The 18,833-nt window shown below is 68.0% G+C and carries 18 protein-coding genes; 13 read left to right on the top strand and 5 right to left on the bottom strand.

The annotated features are described in order from the left end of the window. The first annotated feature begins 360 nt into the window (after window positions 1-360). From LDO27_RS04520 to LDO27_RS04510, 3 genes are all read left to right on the top strand, one after another. Entirely contained in the window at window positions 361-2,103 is a 1,743-nt protein-coding gene (locus LDO27_RS04520; protein WP_224039944.1) for an ATP-binding cassette domain-containing protein, read from the top strand. A gap of 356 nt (window positions 2,104-2,459) precedes the next feature. Next, window positions 2,460-2,906, top strand: a complete 447-nt coding sequence (locus LDO27_RS04515) for a tetratricopeptide repeat protein (RefSeq protein WP_224039942.1) — start codon at window positions 2,460-2,462, stop codon at window positions 2,904-2,906. Window positions 2,907-2,970: 64 nt separating this feature from the next. Continuing rightward, window positions 2,971-3,798, top strand: coding sequence for a hypothetical protein (locus tag LDO27_RS04510; protein WP_222206987.1), 828 nt, complete (start codon window positions 2,971-2,973; stop codon window positions 3,796-3,798). 105 nt (window positions 3,799-3,903) lie between these two features. On the opposite strand, the gene LDO27_RS04505 is transcribed toward LDO27_RS04510, so the two are convergent. After that, on the bottom strand, window positions 3,904-5,439 hold the full coding sequence (locus LDO27_RS04505; protein WP_222207060.1) for a lyase family protein: 1,536 nt from the start codon (window positions 5,437-5,439) through the stop codon (window positions 3,904-3,906). 299 nt (window positions 5,440-5,738) lie between these two features. Here LDO27_RS04505 and LDO27_RS04500 point away from each other — a divergent pair, with 299 nt between their 5' ends. The 3 genes from LDO27_RS04500 (at window position 5,739) to LDO27_RS04490 (ending at window position 7,643) form a co-directional block, all read left to right on the top strand. Continuing rightward, complete coding sequence (locus LDO27_RS04500) at window positions 5,739-6,236, top strand: VOC family protein (RefSeq protein WP_224039940.1); 498 nt, start codon at window positions 5,739-5,741, stop codon at window positions 6,234-6,236. Between the two features lie 202 nt (window positions 6,237-6,438). Beyond that, complete coding sequence (locus LDO27_RS04495; protein ID WP_224039938.1) at window positions 6,439-7,491, top strand: alpha/beta fold hydrolase; 1,053 nt, start codon at window positions 6,439-6,441, stop codon at window positions 7,489-7,491. Window positions 7,492-7,505: 14 nt separating this feature from the next. Further along, window positions 7,506-7,643, top strand: coding sequence for a MarR family transcriptional regulator (locus LDO27_RS04490; RefSeq protein WP_222206984.1), 138 nt, complete (start codon window positions 7,506-7,508; stop codon window positions 7,641-7,643). 26 nt (window positions 7,644-7,669) lie between these two features. Here the strand turns inward: LDO27_RS04490 and LDO27_RS04485 are convergent, their stop codons facing one another. Together LDO27_RS04485 and LDO27_RS04480 are read right to left on the bottom strand one after the other, a co-directional pair. Then, window positions 7,670-8,920, bottom strand: coding sequence for a DUF2254 domain-containing protein (locus LDO27_RS04485; RefSeq protein ID WP_224039935.1), 1,251 nt, complete (start codon window positions 8,918-8,920; stop codon window positions 7,670-7,672). Between the two features lie 8 nt (window positions 8,921-8,928). Beyond that, a complete protein-coding gene (locus LDO27_RS04480; protein WP_224039933.1) occupies window positions 8,929-10,281 on the bottom strand; it encodes a cation:proton antiporter in 1,353 nt (450 codons plus the stop codon). Window positions 10,282-10,402: 121 nt separating this feature from the next. Here LDO27_RS04480 and LDO27_RS04475 point away from each other — a divergent pair, with 121 nt between their 5' ends. After that, a complete protein-coding gene (locus LDO27_RS04475; protein WP_224039931.1) occupies window positions 10,403-10,885 on the top strand; it encodes a DUF421 domain-containing protein in 483 nt (160 codons plus the stop codon). Here LDO27_RS04475 and LDO27_RS04470 read toward each other — a convergent pair. Then, window positions 10,875-12,026: a citrate synthase family protein gene (locus LDO27_RS04470; protein ID WP_222206980.1), complete on the bottom strand. Its 1,152-nt coding sequence runs from the start codon at window positions 12,024-12,026 to the stop codon at window positions 10,875-10,877. The genes LDO27_RS04475 and LDO27_RS04470 overlap by 11 nt on opposite strands. Window positions 12,027-12,141: 115 nt before the next feature. On the opposite strand from LDO27_RS04470, the gene LDO27_RS04465 reads away from it, so the two are divergent. The 6 genes from LDO27_RS04465 (at window position 12,142) to LDO27_RS04440 (ending at window position 17,766) form a co-directional block, all read left to right on the top strand. Continuing rightward, the gene (locus LDO27_RS04465; RefSeq protein WP_222206979.1) at window positions 12,142-13,095 is read left to right on the top strand and encodes a 2-hydroxyacid dehydrogenase; all 954 of its coding nucleotides are present in this window, start codon (window positions 12,142-12,144) and stop codon (window positions 13,093-13,095) included. Between the two features lie 104 nt (window positions 13,096-13,199). Beyond that, entirely contained in the window at window positions 13,200-13,958 is a 759-nt protein-coding gene (locus LDO27_RS04460; protein WP_224039929.1) for an SDR family oxidoreductase, read from the top strand. 84 nt (window positions 13,959-14,042) lie between these two features. Further along, window positions 14,043-15,014 (top strand): Bug family tripartite tricarboxylate transporter substrate binding protein, encoded by a 972-nt coding sequence (locus LDO27_RS04455; protein WP_222206977.1) that lies wholly within the window; start codon window positions 14,043-14,045, stop codon window positions 15,012-15,014. 246 nt (window positions 15,015-15,260) lie between these two features. Beyond that, window positions 15,261-16,433 carry a CaiB/BaiF CoA transferase family protein gene (locus tag LDO27_RS04450; RefSeq protein ID WP_224039927.1) on the top strand — a complete coding sequence of 391 codons (1,173 nt, stop codon included), beginning with the start codon at window positions 15,261-15,263 and terminating at the stop codon, window positions 16,431-16,433. Window positions 16,434-16,438: 5 nt separating this feature from the next. Then, the gene (locus LDO27_RS04445) at window positions 16,439-17,026 is read left to right on the top strand and encodes a cysteine dioxygenase family protein (RefSeq protein ID WP_377747371.1); all 588 of its coding nucleotides are present in this window, start codon (window positions 16,439-16,441) and stop codon (window positions 17,024-17,026) included. 11 nt (window positions 17,027-17,037) lie between these two features. After that, window positions 17,038-17,766 carry an enoyl-CoA hydratase/isomerase family protein gene (locus LDO27_RS04440; protein ID WP_224039925.1) on the top strand — a complete coding sequence of 243 codons (729 nt, stop codon included), beginning with the start codon at window positions 17,038-17,040 and terminating at the stop codon, window positions 17,764-17,766. Window positions 17,767-17,811: 45 nt separating this feature from the next. On the opposite strand, the gene LDO27_RS04435 is transcribed toward LDO27_RS04440, so the two are convergent. Then, on the bottom strand, window positions 17,812-18,735 hold the full coding sequence (locus LDO27_RS04435) for a LysR substrate-binding domain-containing protein (RefSeq protein WP_224039923.1): 924 nt from the start codon (window positions 18,733-18,735) through the stop codon (window positions 17,812-17,814). Between the last annotated feature and the right edge of the window lie 98 nt (window positions 18,736-18,833).

Below are 18,833 nucleotides of genomic sequence, written 5' to 3'. Positions count from 1 at the left end.
CGGCGCGCGGCAGCCGATGTCCGCTTCGTCGTGCGGACGTCTTGCTCGACCGTCGCACGCCTCGTGCAACCATCGTTGCAACGGATTCTAGGCAAGGGCAGCGAAGCGCAGTAGGGTCGCGGCGGCCTTCAGTGTGTTGTCCGGAGGACAACAATGCGCGGCGGAAAGGCGATGGGATCCAGCACGGCGACACGGTCGCGCGAAGCCGTCGGTGCGAAGGGATAGTCCATCCGTCGGCGCGACATCCCGGTTGGGATGTGGGAATCCGTGTCATCCGTCGCTCCGGCACAATAGTTCCCTTTGCCCCCAGGGCTTCCATCGGCCCGGTGGTGCGACACACGGCAAAGGAGTCATGACCGCATGGCGAAGTCCGATCCCACATCCCCTTCCAGAGCCATCGGCCTCGGCAGTGCCGCCCGCGATCTGTATCGCGCGCTGTGGCGCCATGCCGTTGGCGTGCGATCGCAGATGGTCGGCGCCGCCGCGCTGTTGTCCGGCGCGCAGTTGCTGCGGCTGACCATGCCATGGCTGGCCGCGCAGGCGATCAACGCGCTGCAGCAGGGCAGCATCGCCACGGCGGGCCGCTGGATCGTCTATCTCATCGGCATCTATCTGCTGTCGTGGCTGCTGCACGGTCCGGGCCGGGTGCTGGAGCGCAACGTGGGCGTGCGCGTGCGCGAGCGGCTGGCCGATCAGCTCTATGCGCGCATCGCGTCGGCGCCGCTGGCCTGGCGGGATGGCCGGCATTCGGGTGAGCTGCAACACCGCGTGCTGCAGTCCAGCCGTGCGTTGTCGGAGTTCGCGCAGAACCAGTTCGGCTATCTGCAGAGCGCGTTCAACTTCGTGGGTCCGATCGTCGCGCTGGCCCTGCTGTCGCGTACCAGCGGGGCGATCGCGGTGACGGGCTACGTGATCATCGCGCTGATCATCCTGCGCTTCGACCGCATCCTGATGCAGCTGGCCCGCGCCGAGAACGACGCGGAGCGCCGCTATGCGGCCGCGTTGCTGGACTTCGTCGGCAACGCCGGCACGGTGATCGGGCTGCGCCTGCAGGCCGCGTCGCGCAAGCTGCTCGGCCGGCGCATGGACGCGGTGATGGCGCCTCTGCGCCGCGCGGTCATGTTCAACGAGGGAAAGTGGTTCGCCGTGGATCTGCTCGGCATGGGGCTGACTTGGATTCTCGTGGTGGTCTACGTGCTCCAGACCCGCGAGCCGGGGCAGGCGGTGCTGCTTGGCACCGTCTTCATGATCTACCAGTACGCGCAGCAGGCCGCCTCGGTGGTCGGCGCAATGGCGTCCAACTTCCAGAGCTTTGCCCGCATGCACACCGACTACGGCAGCGCCGAGCCGATCTGGGATGCGCCCGGCGATCCCGATGGGGCGGTGCCGCCGGTGGTGCCGGACGCGCCATGGCAGACGCTGGAACTGCGCGCAGTGGGATGGCGCTATGCGGACGATGCGCGCGGCGGGCTGCATGGCGTCGATCTGCTGCTGCGGCGCGGCGCACGCGTGGCGCTGATCGGCCCGAGCGGCGGTGGCAAAAGCACGCTGCTGCGCGCGCTCGCCGGTCTCTATCACCCCCAGCAGGGCGAACTGCGGCGCGACGGCGTGGCGATCGACTGGCCGGCGCTGCGAACGCTGGCCACCCTGATTCCGCAGGAAGCCGAGGTGTTCGAGGCCAGCGTGCAGGAAAACCTCACCTTCGGCGAGCCGGCCGATGCGGCCGCGCTGCACGCGGCCATGCATGCCGGTGTGTTCGACGAGGTGCTGCAGCGCCTGCCGGAGGGCCTGGCCAGCCCCATCAACGAGCGCGGCGGCAATCTGTCGGGCGGCCAGCGGCAGCGGCTGGCGCTGGCCCGGGGCGCACTGGCGGCGCGCGGCAGTTCGCTGCTGCTGCTCGACGAACCGACCAGCGCGCTCGATCCCCAGGCCGAGGGCCGGGTGTTCGACCGCATGAGCGCCGCCTTTCCCACCGCCTGCATCGTGGCCTCGGTACACCGGCCGAGCCTGCTGGCCCGGTTCGACACCATCGTGGTGGTGGAGGCCGGCAGCGTCGTCGATGCCGGTCCGCGCGACGAGGTGCTGGCGCGGCGCGCCGCCTGAACCGGCGGGCTCGGCCGGTCATCAGCGCGAACCTGCGTCCCCACCTTGGGCTGAAATGAGTAGCGCCCACGCCACAACAGCGCCTCGCTCAGGCAAAACATGTGTTTCCGGGATTACATGCCAACTGTTACACTCTAAACGTTTACTTACATTCCGGTTCCTGCGAACCGCCTCCGCGGCCTTCGGGCTGATTTTTCATGCGTCTTTTCGTTCACTTGGCATGCGTGTCCGTAGTCGGCTTGGCCGGATGCGCGGCGCAGTCGCCGGAGAGTCAGTTGTCCCGGTCGCCGACCGTCCGCGTGTGCAACGGCAGCGTCTGCGCCGATCAGGACCGACGAATCGTTACGTCGCCGAGTATGGCTCCCAGCGCGCCGACCGACGCCGAGCGGCGCATGCAGGCGCTCGCCGAGGTGGCCGAGCGCAATCCGGACGCGGCGTATGACCTCGGCCTGCGCCTGTTGCGCGGTGACGGTGTCGAACTCGACAGCCACCAGGCCCTGCAGTGGCTGCGCAAGGCGGGCGAAAACGGCCACGTGCAGGCCCAGCTGGCGCTCGGTCGCGTCTATCTGATGGGCTTCGAGGAAATGGGTCCGGACCCCGCGGAGGCGGAGGCCTGGCTGGCGCGCGCCGCGGCCAAGGGCAACAAGGAAGCCAAGGAACTGCTTGCGCAAGCCCGCGAGGCCAAGCAGGACGAACGGAGCTTGTATCAGGTACGCGAGACGTACCGGAAGTCCTGGGTCGTCTGGTACACCAGCTTTCCGTACTACTGGGTGTGGGACGTATCCGGCTGGCAGCCACGCTAAGCCTTCCCACCCCATCTCTCTCCCTCAACTGCGTCAACAACCTGCGTCAACAGGAAGCGATTTCATGTCCAAGACGACTTCTTTGCGCGTGGCCGTAGTGGCCACGTCCCTGGCTCTGGCTGGCTGTGTCACCCCGGGAGGCGGCGTCGTCAGCAGCGGCACGGCGCCCACGGCGGCGACCGGTGCGGCCGGTGGAGCAGCCAGCGTCAATGCGAACGCCTCGCTGGAGCGCTGCGACGCGCCCCTGGGCACACTGGCCGTGGACGATGGTCGTGGCAAGGAATGGTATGCAAGCTTCGGCGCGGCTACCAAGATCACGACCATCGAGCCGCTGATCCGCCTCGCCGTGCAGCAGTCGAACTGCTTCGTGATCACGTCGGTGGGCAACAACCGCACCGAAAGCAAGCTGTCGGCCATCACGGACAAGCAGCGCAACTCCGGCGAATTCCGCGCAGGCTCGAAGCAGCAGAAGGGCCAACGCGTCGCGGCGGATTACTACATGGAGCCCGCGATCATTATCGACAACGACTCCACGGGGCAGCTTGCCGCCGGTGTCGGTAGCCTGTTTGGCGGTGTCGGTGCCCTCGTGGGCGGTGCGATGCAAAGCAAGGCTTCGGTCGTGACCCTGACCATGTTCGATATTCGCTCGGGCGTGCAGCTGTCCATCTCCGAAGGCAATTCCACGGCAACCAACTTCGGCGCTGCCCTCGGCGCGTTTGGCGGCGGTGCGGCGGGCGGGCTCGGCGGTTTCTCCCGCACACCGGAAGGCAAGGCCACCGTGGCGGCATTCATGGACGCCTACAACAACATGGTCGTCTCGCTGCGCAACTACAAGGCCCAGGAAGTGAAGGGCGGACTGGGGCGCGGCGGCCGCCTCAAGGTCGGCTCGTAATTCTCCGCGCGCTTCGCGCGCATCCCGCCGGCCGCTGCCAGCGGCCGGCGGGCGAGGGACGGCTGCACACCCCATGTGCCGGGCTACGTCCCAACATCGCGCTTCCTACCTCCCTCCACCCGACAACCGCGCGAAGTCCGCATCCAGCCGGGCCAGCGCCGCGTCGATATTGCCCCGGCTGGTCTTGGCCCATTGTTCCTGCGCGGCAAGCCGCTGCTGGGCGGCCTTGAGCATGCGGTCCATCTCCGCGGGCTGCGGGCCGCCGACGGTGGCGCGGTTCTTCACGATGGTCAGCGGGTTCAGCGTGGCGCGGAACTCGGCTTCGCTCATCGGCAATTCGCCCGTGTTGTACTCCTTGCCCGCCTCCAGGTAGATGCGGCGTGCCTCGGCATAAGGGAAGTCGCTCGGACGGATGTTGTTGGCCTTGGCGTAGTCGACGATCTCCGACGCGAAGTGGTGGCCCACGCGGAACGGCACCTTGTACTTGCGCATCAGCACGTCGGCAAGCTCCTGCGAGGCCGTCCAGTCGCTGTTCAGTTCTTCCAGTGCGCGCTCGGGGCTGACGACCAGCGCGGCGAGGATGCGGTCCCAGTCCTTCAGGACGGTGACGCCGCTCGCCACCATCTCGCTGTTCGGCTTGACCTCCTTGGCGTCCGGCATGCCCGGCGGAATGTTGTGGGCCTGGATCACGGGGCCCATGGCGAGCGTGATGGCGGTGGAGGCATTGCGGCGGGCATTGTTCAGCAGGCCCGGATTGCGCTTCTGCGGCATGGCGCTCGACACGTAGGTATTGCCACCGCCTTCGGCCAGCAGGATCCAGGGACGCGGCTGGGCGTACTGCGTCATCACGTCTTCCACGAAGTTGCCGGCCTGCAGCGCGATGCTGGTGACGATGGCGCCCACTTCCACCGGATATTCCGCGGACGAGATCTGCGCGGCATCGTAGGCGTTGTCGACCAGCGCGCCGAAGCCGAGGTAGGCCGCCATGCGCTGGCGATCGAGCGGCCAGCTCGTGCCGTTCAGAACGGTGGTGCCCATCGGCGAGCGGTCGACGCGGGCGTAGGTCTCGCGGATGCGCTGCGCGTGGCGCTCCAGCGCGGCGGCGTGGCCCAGCAGGTAGTGGCCGTAGCTGTTGGCCTGCGCGGCGACGCCGTTGGTGTAGTTGGGCACCATGGTGGCGGCGTGCTTGCCGGCCAGCGCGACGAGCGTGCGCGAAGTCTTGTTGAGCTGGTCGGCAAGCGCGAGCAGGTTGTCGCGCATGATGGCCGCGCGGTAGGTCGCATGCATGTCCTGGCTGGAGCGGCCGGCATGCAGCATCGTGACTTCCACGCCGGCAGCCTGGATCAGCAGCGGCTCGTACGTGATGACGGTGGAAGGCCGCTTGCCGCCAGGCTGGTTGCCGTCCTGGATGACCTTGCCGATGCCGGCGGCCACGCGCGGTACCGTGGCCTTGTCCAGCAGGCCCTGCTCGGCATTGATCACGGCGGTGGCCTTGTTGATCTCGCTGAGCCAGAAGAACTCGTCGCGCTTGGCGGCGGGCTGGGCGGCGGCGACGCCGGCGCATAGCGTGGCCAGCAGGGCGACCACGGTGCGGCGGGTGGCGGGAAAGGGCGCGGCGGGGCGCGGGCTGCGGTGGCGCATGGTGTTGTCTTTGTCGTCCGTGTTGTTGTGTGATCCGGCCATCCGTGTTGCTGCCGCGGATCGCCTTCGGCGAGGCGTGTCGCGCCGGGGATTCTACCCGCCGCGGCTTCCGCCGGGGAACCATGCCGCCGCCGGGCGCGGGTCCGGTGCGATGGCGGACACGAACCGCGCATCGGGTAGTACATTGGCGGAGCCCGGCGACGGCGGCCGTTCCGACCGCAATAAATGGGGGGCAATGTGGACGCCCGGGGCCCGTGCCGGTATGGGATTCCTGTTATCGACGCTTCAGGAGGTGACAAATGATCAGCAAGAACACGGTCTGTCTGTGGTACGACGGCGGCGCGCTGGATGCAGCGAACTTCTATGCAGCGACCTTTCCCGACAGCGCGGTCGTCGCGGTTCACCGCGCGCCGGCCGACTATCCCTCCGGTAAGGAGGGCGACGTACTGACGGTGGAGTTCACCGTGGCCGGCATTCCTTGCCTGGGGCTGAACGGCGGGCCGCAGGTCACGCACAACGAGGCGTTCTCGTTCCAGATCGCCACCGATGACCAGGCGGAAACCGACCGGCTGTGGAACGCGATCGTCGGCAACGGGGGCCGCGAGAATGCATGCGGCTGGTGTCAGGACCGCTGGGGCGTGTCCTGGCAGATCACGCCGCGCGCGCTTACCGCGGCCTACACCGACCCGGATCGCGCCGCAGCCAAACGCGCTTTCGAAGCGATGATGGGCATGACGAAGATCGACATCGCCACTATCGAGGCGGCAAGGGCCGGACGGAGCGTGCCGCAGGGCTGACGGCAGGGCGACAGCCCATTTCCCCGGGCGGCGGCACGGCCAGGACCCGCCCGGGAGTCGTTCCCCGCACCGGCCACCGTATCGACTTGTTTGCCCGCTCGCGCCATATACATGGCGATACAAAACCCCCCGCCCCCTGACACATCCCGCATGCACCGGCTTCCTAGACTGTGCCCAGTTCCAACACGCACAGGAGAGGGAAGTGTCTAACAAGATCGATCTGCCTCGTCGGGGCTTTCTGGGTACGGCGGCACTGACGCTCGCCGCGGCGCATCTGGGCATGGCCCAGGCCGCGCGGGCGCAGACCGCGCAGTTCAAATCCGCGCCGGTGCCACCGGCCGCGCCGGGCAGCCATACGAAGTTCGCGCCGATCAAGCATGTCGACGCGGGCGAACTGCGGGTCGGCTACGCGGAAGCCGGCCCGGCCAACGGGCCGGTCGCGCTGCTGCTGCACGGCTGGCCCTACGACATCTACAGCTTCGTCGATGTAGCGCCGCTGCTGGCCGCGCGGGGCTATCGGGTCATCATCCCCTATCTGCGCGGCTATGGCTCGACGACGTTCCTGTCCGCCGCCACCATGCGCAACGGCCAGCCCTCGGCTATCGCCGCCGACATGATCGCGCTGATGGATGCGCTCGGCATCCGGAACGCGGTGGTTGCCGGCTTCGACTGGGGCGCGCGCACCGCGGACATCATGGCCGCGCTGTGGCCGGACCGCTGCCGCGGACTGGTCGCGGTCAGCGGCTACCTGATCGGCAGCCAGGCGGCCGGCAAGCAGCCGCTGCCGCCCGAAGCCGAACTGCAGTGGTGGTACCAGTTCTACTTCGCGACGGATCGCGGCCGCGCCGGCTACGAGAAGTACACCAGGGAATTCAACCGGCTGATCTGGAAACTGGCATCGCCGAAGTGGGATTTCGACGACGCGACGTTCGAGCGCAGCGCGGCCGCGTTCGACAACCCGGACCATGTGGAAATCACCATCCACAACTACCGCTGGCGGCAGGGCCTGGCTACGGGCGACCCACGCTTCGACGATATCGAAAAGCGGCTCGCGACGGCGCCGACCATCGGCGTGCCGACGATCACGATGGAAGGCGATGCCAACGGGGCGCCGCACCCCAAGCCCAGCGCCTATGCCAGCAAGTTCACCGGCCGTTACGAGCACCGGCACCTGACGGGCGGCATCGGCCACAACCTGCCGCAGGAAGCGCCGGCGGCGTTCGCGCAGGCGGTGCTCGACGTCGACGCCCGCTGACCAAGGGGGCGATCATGCGAAGACTGCTGGTACTGGCGGCCATGACGCTGTCGGCGCTGGCCTCGGAACTGGGCGGCGCGGCGCATCGTTGCGTGTGGACGGGCATGCCTGGCCTGATGCGCGCGCGGAAGGACGACGATTCCGGGCGCTGAGCAAGAGGACGCCGTGGGCCGGTCCGCTATCGGCCGGCCGGCGCCACGGCGCGCAGCGCGACCATTTCGGTCTCGTTCAGTACCCCTTGCGCCCGCGCCAGCGCGCTGCTGGCATGGCGCAGCGCGGCTTCGCGCAGGTCGGCGTCGCCGCTTTGGGCGAATGCCGCCAGCGCACGCTGCATGACCAGTCCCACTTCGACATGGGCCGCGCCATCCCGCTCGATGGGGCCCAGGAAGTCCTCGAGAAGGTCCGCCACCGCCAGGCCGGGTACATGGATGCGCGGATGAGGCGGTGCCTCCTGGCTGGCAAGCTCGTGCCTGCGGCGCCAGGCCATCGTCACCCGGAGGCCGACGGTCACCACGTGCAGGGCGGTGCCCGGGTCGTTGACGGCAGGCGACAAGGCGCGCGAGGCGATCTCCGACAGCACCACCATGCCGTAGCGTGGATCCTGCCGGAACGAGCGCTCCGGCCCGACGATGAATGCCTTGACGGCGCGAGCCCTGTCGTCATCGCTGCACGCGCCACCGATGAAGGCGAGTGGCTGGGTCGGATGCACCAGCTTTCCGGGCATCGCAGCGATATAGACCTGCAGGTCGCGCTTGCCGGCAACGTCCGAGAGCAGCCCCATGTCGATGTGCTGGACATAGCCGATGTCGTCTGTCGTCAACGGCACCGTATCCGCCGGAGCCTTGTCGCCGGGCAGCATCGGCGTGCCGCCAAGATAGGGATTCGCCAGTCGTTCCCTGAGCGCGGCGCTGGCGGCTTCCTCCACGCGCTGGATCGTCTCGTTGACCCGGCCCAGCCGCGACAGATACTCGATCCAGCGCAGCAGCGTGACGACGATGCCGCAGAGGATCAGGATCGTCACCACGAACAGGACCAGCCGGCCGGTATTGCCGTAGGCGCCGGTCGTCAGCGCCACGATGCCAACGATGCTGAAGATGAACGCGCCGATGAACGTCGAGAGTGCGTTGTGCGAGATCTTGTCCTCGACCAGGAGCCGCGTGGCACGCGGGGTCGCGTTGTTCGTGGCGGCGCCATAGGCGGCCACCATCGTACTGACCGAGAAGATGGTCACGGCCAGCATGCTGGAAGCCAGTATGTTGAGGATGCCGTCGACGGCATCCGCGCCGATCTTCTGCGGTATGTCCTCCGGGATGTAGTGCCGTACATAGATGGAGATCAGCGCCGTAATGACCGCCAGCACGGCATAGATGCTGGCGCGAATCCATAGGCGCGTCGACAGTTCGGTCAGAAGCCAGGTAAAGCGCGACATGGGCCGTCTCAGTTGCGCGTCACCAGCTGGATGACGCGGCGGAAGGTCAGGCCCTGAACGAGAACGGAGAACAGGACCACGATATAGGTGATCGGCAGGATGATTTCCTTGGCCGGCCCCGCGGGCAGCGAGAGCGCGAGCGCGATGGAGATCCCGCCGCGAAGCCCGCCCCAGGTCATCAGCCGCACCGTCCCCAGCTCCGAATCCTGGAAGCGGCGCAGGACGGTGATCGGCACGCCGACGCTGATGAAGCGCCCGAGCAACACGGCAAGTATCGCCAGCCCGCCAAGTGCGACCGCCGGCATCGTGACCGTGATCACCATGAGCTCCAGGCCGATCAGCAGGAACAGGATCGCGTTGAATATCTCGTCGAGCAGTTCCCAGAACAGATCGAGGTTCTCGCGGGTGAGCTGCGACATGCCGCTGCGGCGGCCCTGATTGCCAACGATCAGCCCGGCCGCCACCATGCAGATCGGCGCGGACATATGGAGAAATTCCGCGAGTGCATAGCCGCCCGCGACAAGCGCCAGGGTCAGCATGACTTCCGTCTTGTATTCGTCGATCGATTTGAGCAGCCGGAACGTCAGCCAGCCCAGCGCCATGCCCAGGCAAAGTCCGCCCAGTGCCTCCCACAGGAAAACCTCGGCGAAGTGCGTCCATTCGATCGGGCCGGGATTGGACGCGATGCCGAGCACCGCAAGGAATATCACGACGCCGACCCCATCGTTGAACAGGCTCTCGCCGCCGATCTTGACGTAGAGCGCCCGGGATATGCCCACTTCCTTCAGGATGCCGAGCGCAGCGACGGGGTCGGTCGGCGAGATGAGCGCGCCGAACAGCAGCGCATAGATAAAGGGAAGGTCGATCCCGACGATGTCCGCGGCGAACCATGTCAGCGTGCCGGTGATGAATGTTGCTGCGACCACGCCGGCCGTTGCGAGAATGAACACCGGGTATCTGACGGACTGCAACTCGGCCAGCGAGATGTGCATGGCGCCGGCGAACAGCAGCACGGAGAGCATGCCGTGAAGGACCAGGTCCGAGAAGTCGATGCCCGCCACGAAATCAGCCAGCGCATCGGCATCGAACCAGCCGATATGGTTCAGCCCCAGCACGACCAGCGACAGCAGGACGGCAAGCGCCATCTGGCCGATCGTCGAGGGCAGCGAGAGATAGCGATGGTTCAGATAGCTGCCAATGGCAGCAGCGGTGAGCAGGATGGCGATGGCTTGGAAAAGTGTCATGGCGTGCTTCGCGCGAAGCGTGTCGCGGCAGGTCGGGCGCATCGCACGCGGCGGTCGCCACCTCTGCGACGGGTCTGTCCAACCATGCTGCATGGTAGTACGCGTGCGCTGCAACATGTCGGCCGATGGCCACCATTGGCCCGGATGCTGGCAATGGCTGACGCAGGGAACCCGTCGTCGTCCGACAGACGCGTTGACGCGCCGTGGCCAGACTCGGGTGGAACGACGGAGGCGCCTCATGGACTGGGAAGAGATGCTGTTTCAGAACTGGGAGGGTATCGTGCGGACGGTGGCCGTGGGCATCCTTGCCTATGTCACGCTTATCGTCTTCCTGCGCATATCCGGAAAGCGGACGCTGGCCAAACTGAATGCGTTCGATCTCGTCGTGACGGTCGCGCTGGGCTCCACGCTGTCCGCCGTCCTGCTCCAGGAGTCGGTGGCCCTCGCGGAAGGCGCGACCGCACTCGGCCTGCTGATATTGATGCAGTTCGTCGTGGCCTACCTGTCCGTGCGATCGCGCCGCATCGCGAAATGGGTACGAAGCGAGCCGACGCTGCTGGCGCGCAACGGCCAGTTCTGCGAGGAGGCGATGAAGCGGGAACGCATTACGCCGGAGGACGCGCTCGGCGCGGTACGCGCCGCCGGCGGGCGCGATGTCGCCGATGTGGAGACCCTGATTCTCGAGAGCGACGGCTCGATCAGCACCGCCCTCAGGCGGTAGCCGCCTTGTCGGGCATGGCCCCGATATAGCGCCCGCGCGGGCGAATTACCTGGCCCACACCCAGTTGCTCGAGGCTGTGCGCCAGCAGTCCGATGCTGCGCGCGCTCGCGAACATCGCGAAGGCGGCATCGTCCGGCAGTCCGTAGTGCGTCACCATGGCGGCCAGTGCCACGTCGATATTGGGCTGCAAGCCGGTCAGCCGGCTCGCCTTCGCGATGAAGCGGGCGATGACCTCCGGGGGCTCGAACAGCGCGAGCAACGCCGCCGCGCGAGGGTCGCCATCGGGGTAGAGATGATGCCCGAAGCCCGCCAGCGGCAGACCCGTGGACAGATGGTGGGCGATCACGTGGTCCTCGCCCTGCCGCTTCACTTCCTCGAACAGCGCCTTCACCCGTCCCGAGGCATCGCCATGCAATGGGCCGGACAGCGTGGTCAGACCGGACAGCAGGCACGCCGGCAGCGACGCGCCGGTCGATGCGGCGATGCGCGCGGCGAAGGCCGAACTCGTCAGTTCATGGTCCACCAGCAGCACCATGGCGGTCCGCAGCAGGTCCGCCACGCGCGCGGGCTGCTTCCAGCCTCGCGCGAAGCGCAGGTGCAGCGGCTGCTGTCCTGGGTGCGCGCCGAACGCGTTGGCCAGTTGGCCGACAAGTCCCTGGCTTTCCCCATGCAGCACGTGGGTCATGCGCCCATGTGTGGAGTGGCCCGTGGCGGCCAGCGTGGCCAGCGTCGTGAACGCGGCCACGCGCCCGGGGCTGGTCACGCGCGTGGACGACGAAAAATCCACGGCCCGCTGCGCATCCCAGAGCAGTTGCGCCGCGTCTTCCAGCGTCGCCGAGGCAGCCAGCGTAACCGCATCCTGGCCCCGGTAGTACAGGCGCTGCCGCACGAAGGTGGATAGCGCGGTGGGAATGCTCGGCTCCGCGCCGAACAGCGTATTGGCCGCCAGCGTTTCGTGCTTGCGACCGGCCTGCTTGCGGCGGGCGAGGGCGGCGATATCTTCCGCCCGATAGAGGCTGCGGCGGGTGTCGGCCGGATCCGCCATGACCTCCAGCTTGCCGCGGCTCACATAGGCATAGACCGTCTGCGGGCGCACGCCCAGGCGCTGGCATGCCTCGTCCATCGATATCCAGGTTCCCATGTCTGTCCGCCGAGCTTGATATTGATTTAATAGATCAATATTGCCATTTGAATCAAGCTTTGCATACCATGCAGCCAACTCCTGACGAACGGCCCGATGCCGATCCCACACGCAAATGAAGCCGCGCATCCTGCAACTGAGCCCCATCCTGATTCCCGCGATCAACGATCGGCTCGCCGAGCGCTACGAGGTGCACAAGTACTTCGAGATCGCCGACAAGGCGGCCTGGCTGCGCGACTACGGCATTTCCATCGAGGCGGTCATCACCGGCGGGCACACCGGGATCTCGCGCGACATGCTGGAGCAGCTACCCGCGCTGAAGGTGGTGGCCATCAATGGCGTGGGCACCGATGCGGTGGATCTGGCCTACTGCCGCGGGCGCGGCCTTGCTGTCACCGCCACGCTGGGTGCGCTGACCGAAGACGTGGCCGACCTCGCCATCGGCCTGCTGATCGCGGCCTGCCGCAACATCTGCGCCGGCGACCGCTTTGTGCGCGCAGGCCAGTGGGAACTGCACCCGCAACCGAGCGCCATTCCGCTGGCGCGCCGCTTCAGCGGCATGCGGGTCGGCATCGTCGGCATGGGCCGCGTCGGCCGCGCGGTGGCCACGCGCGTGGCGGCGTTCGGCTGTCCCATCGGCTACACGGACCTGCGGCGGATGGACGACGTGCCGCACCGGTTCGTCGCGGACCTGCGCGAACTGGCGTGCGACAGCGACGCGCTGGTGCTCTGCGCGGCGGCCGACAAGGCCGAAGGCATCGTCGATGCGGCGGTGCTCGATGCACTGGGGCCGCGCGGCTATCTCGTCAACGTGGCGCGCGGCCGGCTCGTCAATGAGAAAGATCTTGCCGAGGCGGTGGCTGCCGGCCGTATCGCTGGCGCGGGCCTAGACGTGTTCGTGGACGAACCGCGCGTGCCGATTGCTTTGCGCGAGTCTGACCGCACCACGCTGCAGGCGCACCGCGCCAGCGCGACCTGGGAGACCCGGACCACGATGGCGGAAATGGTGGTGGAGAGCGTGGCGGTGGCGCTGGCCGGCGGCCGCCCGCCCATGAGCCTGACCACCTGATCCCCCGACCACCCGGCTGCGCGATCCAGCGAAACCATATTGGCGCTGCGGGGCGCATCGACCGGTACCGGCCTTTCAACCCGTGACAACCCAGGAGAGTGTCCTTGAACGCTTCCAGAAAGATCGCCCTCGTCACCGGCGCCGGCAGCGGCGTCGGCCGGATGACCGCCATCGCGCTGCTCGACGATGGCTGGACCGTCGTGCTGGCCGGGCGCCGGGCCGAGCCGTTGCAGGCACTGGCCGCCGAAGCGGTCGGGCGCGGCCAGAGCGCGGTGGCGCTGCCGGCCGACGTGACCGATCCGGCCAGCGTGCAGTCGCTGTTCGACACCGTCGAACGCGAGTTCGGTCGGCTCGACCTGCTGTTCAACAACGCGGGCGTCAACGCACCGGCCGTGCCGATGGACGAGCTGCCGCTCGAGACGTGGTTCAACGTGGTCAATACCAACGTCACCGGCGTCTATCTTTGCGCGCGCGCAGCCTTCGGGCTGATGCGCCGCCAGTCGCCGCAGGGCGGGCGCATCATTAACAACGGCTCGATCTCGGCCCATACGCCGCGCCCGTTCACGGCGCCGTACACCGCCAGCAAGCATGCGGTGACGGGCCTGACCAAGGCGCTGGCGCTGGATGGCCGCGCCTTCAACATCGCAGCGAGCCAGATCGACATCGGCAACGCGCTGACCGAGCTGTCGGAGCGCATGACGCGCGGCGTGCTGCAGGCCAACGGCACTATCGCGCCGGAGCCGATGATGGATGCGACCCATGTGGCGAACGCCGTTCGCCACATGGCCTCGCTGCCGCTGGAGGCCAACGTGCTGACCATGACGGTCATGGCCAGCGCGATGCCCTTCGTCGGACGCGGCTGACGCGACCGCACTACACCCCGCGGCAGCGCGCGGGGGCTTCACCAGAGTCGACACCAGTTGACCAGAACACGAACGGAGACAACGATGCACCTCACCACGCTGATGAAGACCCTTGCCCTCGCCGCGGCCATCGCGGCGCCCGGCCTGGCGTCGGCACAGAACTACCCGACCCGCCCGGTCACCATCATCGTCCCGGCTCCCGCCGGCGGCGGCATCGACCTGATCGCCCGCGTCGTGGGCGAGAAGCTGGCGGTCAAGCTGAGCCAGCCCTTCATCGTCGAAAACCGTCCCGGTGCGTCGAACAATCTGGGGACCGCGGTGCTGGCCAACGCCAGGCCGGACGGTTACACCATCGGCATCGTGGGCGGCAGCCACAACATCAACAAGTTTCTTTTCAAGAACCTGGGCTGGGATCCTGAGAAGAGCTTCGAGCCCATCGTCTACACGCACGAGATTCCGCTGGTGTTCGCCGCCTATCCCAAGCTGCCCGCCAAGACGCTCCCGGAACTGGTCAGCTGGATGAAGGCCAATCCGGGCGAGGCCAAGGTCGCCACGTCGGGCCGGGGCAGCGCGCAGGAGATGGCCGCCGAGATGTTCCGCATGGTCAGTGGCGCGCCGACGCTGCTGGTGCCGTACAAGGGCTCGTCGGCGGCCCATCCGGATCTGGTGGCCGGCCGTACGGTGCTCTACATCGACACCGTCAGCGCGATCCAGGAACAGGTCAAGGCGGGCAACGTCCGCGCGCTCGCGGTGTCCACGCGCAGTCGGTCCAGGGCCCTGCCCAATGTGCCGACAGCGGAGGAACAGGGCCTGAAGGGCTATGACGCGAACACCAATGGCGGTTTTCTCGCGCCCGCGGGCACCCCCAAGGACATCGTCGCCCGGCTGAATTCGGAGATCAATGCGGTGCTGAAGCTGCCCGAGGTGCGCGCCAAGCTGGAGGCGGCGGGCATCGAGGTGCAGGGCGGCACGCCGCAGGACTATGCGGCACTGATCAAGTCCGACCTGGCCAAGTGGGGCAAGGTGGTGAAGGAGGCGGGCATCCAGCAGGAGTAGAGCCGGCTCGCGCAATTGACGCCATCGCCGCCGCACTGGTTCGCCGGTGCGGTTTTTTTTCAGCGCGGTTACAACCGTCGGCCCGGTGGCACCGGCGGGATGTCCAGGCCGCGAGATCGGACTGTATGCCGGCATCGCTTGCCTTGGAAAACCCGCATCGGTTCGCGGAGGTCTCGACCGGAATAGGGAACGACTCTAGACTGGCGCCAGCGTCCTGCCATCCGCGAAAAGGAACCCGATCACGCCATGACCGATGTTCAGACCGAAGACCTGCCGTTGCGCGGCGTCCGTGTGCTGGAGTTCTGCTCCGTCGCGGCCGGCCCCTTCTGCGCCATGTTGCTGGGCGACATGGGCGCCGATGTCATCAAGATCGAGCCACCGGGCGGCGATACGTTGCGCTCCTGGCCGCCGATCAACGCGGGGTTCAGCGAGAACTTCGCCTCGCTGAACCGCAACAAGCGCTCGGTCGTGCTCGACTTGAAGCGCCCCGAGGACCTGGAGGTCGCGCTCGCGCTGTGCGCCCAGGCCGACGTGGTGCTGGAGAACAACCGACCGGGCGTGATGGAGCGCCTCGGGCTCGGCTACAACGCCTTGTCGGCACTGCGGCCGGAACTGGTCTATTGCTCGATCTCGGCCTATGGCCAGACCGGTCCGCGCGCGGCCGAAGGCGGGTTCGACCTGACGATCCAGGCGGCCGCCGGCGTGATGAGCGTGACCGGCGATTCCGACGCCCCGGTCAAGTGCGGCGTGCCGGTGTCCGACTTCGCGTCCGGACTGTACGGCGCGTTCTCGATCGTCAGCGCGCTGCTGCAGGCGAAGGCGCGCGGCCGCGGGGCGCACCTGGACGTGCCGATGTTCGGCTGCACGCTGGCGATCGGCGCCTTGCAGACCAGCGAGTACTTCGGCACGGGCCGCAGCCCCGGCAAGCTGGGGTCCGCCCATCCGCGCAATGCGCCATACCAGGCCTACTGCGCCGCCGACGGCTACTTCGCCATTGCCGCGGGCAACGACGGCCTGTGGCGGGCCGTCCTGCGCGCGGTGCATATGGAAGCGCTCGCGGAGGACCCGCGCTTTCTGTCGCCGACCCTGCGCGCGCGCCACCAGGCGGAACTGAAGGTGCTGCTGGAAGAGGTCTTCGTCCGGAAGGACGTCGGCCACTGGATCGATGTCTTTCGCGAAGCCGGCGTGCCGCACTCGCGCATCAATGACTACGCGCAGGCACTGGACGATCCGCAGGTCGGCCACATGCGCTGGATACGCGAGATCGACCTTCCCGGCGGCACCCGCACGCGCACGTTCTCGTCGCCGGTCCGGATCGACGGCCGGGGCGTGCCGGTGCGCAGCGCGCCGCCCGCATTGGGCGAGCATTCCGAAGCCGTACGCCGGGACATCGCCAACGCACGCACCGACAAGGAGTAATCGCCATGGATAGCTCACCTTACGCAGACGGCCAGCCGCTGGCCCGCTTCGTCGCGAGCATGGATGCCATCGTCGCGGACGGCGGCCAGACGGAAGCGGCCTTGCTCGAGCGCGTCGGGCAGGCGCTGGGCCAGCTGGTGGCACGGGACGACTGGCTCGATCCCCGCTTCGCCGAGCCTCATCACGAGTACTACCGGCAATACCTGCTGCATGCCGATCCGCAGGACCGCTACAGCGTGGTGAGCTTCGTCTGGGGGCCGGGACAGAAGACGCCGATCCATGACCACTGCACGTGGGGGGCCATCGGCATGCTGCGCGGCGCCGAGACGGGGCAGGCGTATGCGCGGGGCCCGGCGGGCATGGTGGCGGTGGGCGAGCCGGAGCGGCTGGAGCCGGGCGACGTGGCGTTCGTCTCGCCGGCGCTCGGCGATATCCATGTGGTGCGCAACGCCTACGACGACCGCGTGTCGATCAGCATCCATGTGTACGGCACCGACATCGGCAAGCAGTCGCGGCACGTCTTCGACCCCGCCACCGGCGCGATGAAGACATTCGTCTCCGGCTACGCCAACGCCGGCAAGGCGCCGGCATGAGCGACGCCCCATTGCTGCTCCGCCGCGAGGGCGAAGTCTGCCGGGTGGTCCTGAACCGCCCGCAGCAAGGCAATGCCCTGTCGCGCGAACTGGTGGACGCCCTGAACGCGGCGCTCGATGCCTGTGGGTCGCGCCCGCCGGCATGCCTGGTCATCGAGGGAGCGGGGCGCCATTTTTGTACCGGCTTCGACCTGTCCGGACTGGCTGACGAGACCGATGACAGTCTGCTGGCCCGCTTCACCCGCATCGAGCTCCTGCTGCAGCGCGTGAACCGGGCACCGTTCCACACCGTCGCCGTCGCGCAGGGCCGCGTCATGGGCGCTGGCGCCGACCTGTTCGCGGCGTGTGCGGAACGCATCGCCGTGGCCGGTGCCAGTTTCGCGTTCCCCGGATGGCGCGGATTCGGCCTGGTGCTCGGCAGCCGCCGGCTGGCCGCGCATGTCGGCGCGCGGCGCGCGCGCGCGTGGATCAAGGACGGCCGGCTGATCGACGACCAGGAGGCGCTTGCGGCCGGACTTGCCACGGCGCGCGTGGAAGCGGCCCCGCACACCTGTCCGCCGCCGGGTCCTGCCCAGCCGGCCGCCGCGCTTGTGCGCGCCACCGATGGCAATGCCGACCTGAATGACGCGGCAGACCTGGCCGCGCTGGTGCGCTCCGCGGCGGTGCCCGGACTGCGCGAGCGGGTAGCCGCGTATGTGGAGCGGCAGGCGGCGGCCAGGCGGGCTGCCGGAGCGCGCTAGCGAGCGGCGGGGTCACAACCGCAGCGCAGAACGGCGCTCAAGCCCTCACCTGGCTTTTTCATCGCCGGCCGCCAGCTGCTCCTTCAGGAACGCCAGGAAGCCGCGCACGCCCTCGGGCAGCGTCCTGCCCGCCAACGTCTGCAGTTCGATCGCGCGCCCCTTCATGCCGCGTTCGCGGATCTGCGCTGCATGCAGTTCGCCGCGCCGCACGCGGTCCCGCACGGTGACCTCGCCGGAGATGGAGAGGCCGCCGCCGTGCATCACGAAATGGGTCAGCGTCTCGAAATGGTTGGTGACCAGCACGGGATCGAACGCGATGCCGCGCTCGCCGCAGCCGATGTCGAACAGCTGCCGCACGGTGTTGTCCGCCTCTGGCAGGGCGATCGGGTAGGGCTGCATTTGCGCGAGCGTGACGGAGCGAAAGCGCGCCAGCGGATGGTCGGGCCGCATGATGGCAATGACGGGCGCCGGCTGGCGATGCTCCACGCGGATGCCGTGTTCGGCGGCGCGGCTGTAGGTCAGCCCGAGGTCGGCGTCGCCGCGCAGCACGATGGCCGTGACCTCCGCCGGCCGGGCCACGCGCAGATGGAAATGCAGCCCAGGATAGCGCTCGCGAAACGCGGCGATGGCGCGCGGCAGGAATTCGATGGCGAAGCCGGCGGAGCTGGCCAGCCGCACGCGTCCCCGGCGCAGTCCCTGCAGCGCCTGGATATCGGCCACCACGCGGTCGGCTTCCAGCGCGCCGCGCAAGGCGTAGGCGGCAAGCACTTCCCCCGCCGCGCTGGCCACCATGCCGCGCGGATGGCGGTCGAACAGCGGCACGCCGAGCAGCGACTCCAGCGCGGCCACCTGGCGGCTCACCGCCGACACCGTGACGCTGAGCCGCTGCGCCGCCTCGGTCAGCGAGCCGCATCGCACTACTTCGAGGAAGTAGCGCAACGAGGTGTCCTGCAGGCGATGCGATAGCATGGTGCTTGTCCCGGTTTGCGTTTCACGCAAGGATATTTGAAATAATCGTCGATTGCGGGAAAACCTGCGCCTGCCCTATGCTGTCCGCCAACGCCAAG

The sequence above is a fragment of the Cupriavidus respiraculi genome (assembly GCF_914271545.1).
In the GTDB taxonomy this organism is placed as follows: Bacteria; Pseudomonadota; Gammaproteobacteria; order Burkholderiales; family Burkholderiaceae; genus Cupriavidus; species Cupriavidus respiraculi.
This window is presented reverse-complemented; position numbering and strand designations above follow the sequence as displayed.

Excerpts from the sequence above, each read along its gene's own strand:
- LDO27_RS04450 (WP_224039927.1), top strand. The coding sequence starts at position 15,261 with ATGACCGATGTTCAGACCGAAGACCTGCCGTTGCGCGGCGTCCGTGTG.
- LDO27_RS04515 (WP_224039942.1), top strand. The coding sequence starts at position 2,460 with ATGGCTCCCAGCGCGCCGACCGACGCCGAGCGGCGCATGCAGGCGCTC.
- LDO27_RS04500 (WP_224039940.1), top strand. The coding sequence starts at position 5,739 with ATGATCAGCAAGAACACGGTCTGTCTGTGGTACGACGGCGGCGCGCTG.
- LDO27_RS04435 (WP_224039923.1), bottom strand. The coding sequence starts at position 18,735 with ATGCTATCGCATCGCCTGCAGGACACCTCGTTGCGCTACTTCCTCGAA.
- LDO27_RS04505 (WP_222207060.1), bottom strand. The coding sequence starts at position 5,439 with ATGCGCCACCGCAGCCCGCGCCCCGCCGCGCCCTTTCCCGCCACCCGC.
- LDO27_RS04485 (WP_224039935.1), bottom strand. The coding sequence starts at position 8,920 with ATGTCGCGCTTTACCTGGCTTCTGACCGAACTGTCGACGCGCCTATGG.
- LDO27_RS04455 (WP_222206977.1), top strand. The coding sequence starts at position 14,043 with ATGCACCTCACCACGCTGATGAAGACCCTTGCCCTCGCCGCGGCCATC.
- LDO27_RS04465 (WP_222206979.1), top strand. The coding sequence starts at position 12,142 with ATGAAGCCGCGCATCCTGCAACTGAGCCCCATCCTGATTCCCGCGATC.
- LDO27_RS04490 (WP_222206984.1), top strand. The coding sequence starts at position 7,506 with ATGCGAAGACTGCTGGTACTGGCGGCCATGACGCTGTCGGCGCTGGCC.
- LDO27_RS04480 (WP_224039933.1), bottom strand. The coding sequence starts at position 10,281 with ATGTTGCAGCGCACGCGTACTACCATGCAGCATGGTTGGACAGACCCG.
- LDO27_RS04510 (WP_222206987.1), top strand. The coding sequence starts at position 2,971 with ATGTCCAAGACGACTTCTTTGCGCGTGGCCGTAGTGGCCACGTCCCTG.
- LDO27_RS04445 (WP_377747371.1), top strand. The coding sequence starts at position 16,439 with ATGGATAGCTCACCTTACGCAGACGGCCAGCCGCTGGCCCGCTTCGTC.
- LDO27_RS04520 (WP_224039944.1), top strand. The coding sequence starts at position 361 with ATGGCGAAGTCCGATCCCACATCCCCTTCCAGAGCCATCGGCCTCGGC.
- LDO27_RS04475 (WP_224039931.1), top strand. The coding sequence starts at position 10,403 with ATGGACTGGGAAGAGATGCTGTTTCAGAACTGGGAGGGTATCGTGCGG.
- LDO27_RS04470 (WP_222206980.1), bottom strand. The coding sequence starts at position 12,026 with ATGGGAACCTGGATATCGATGGACGAGGCATGCCAGCGCCTGGGCGTG.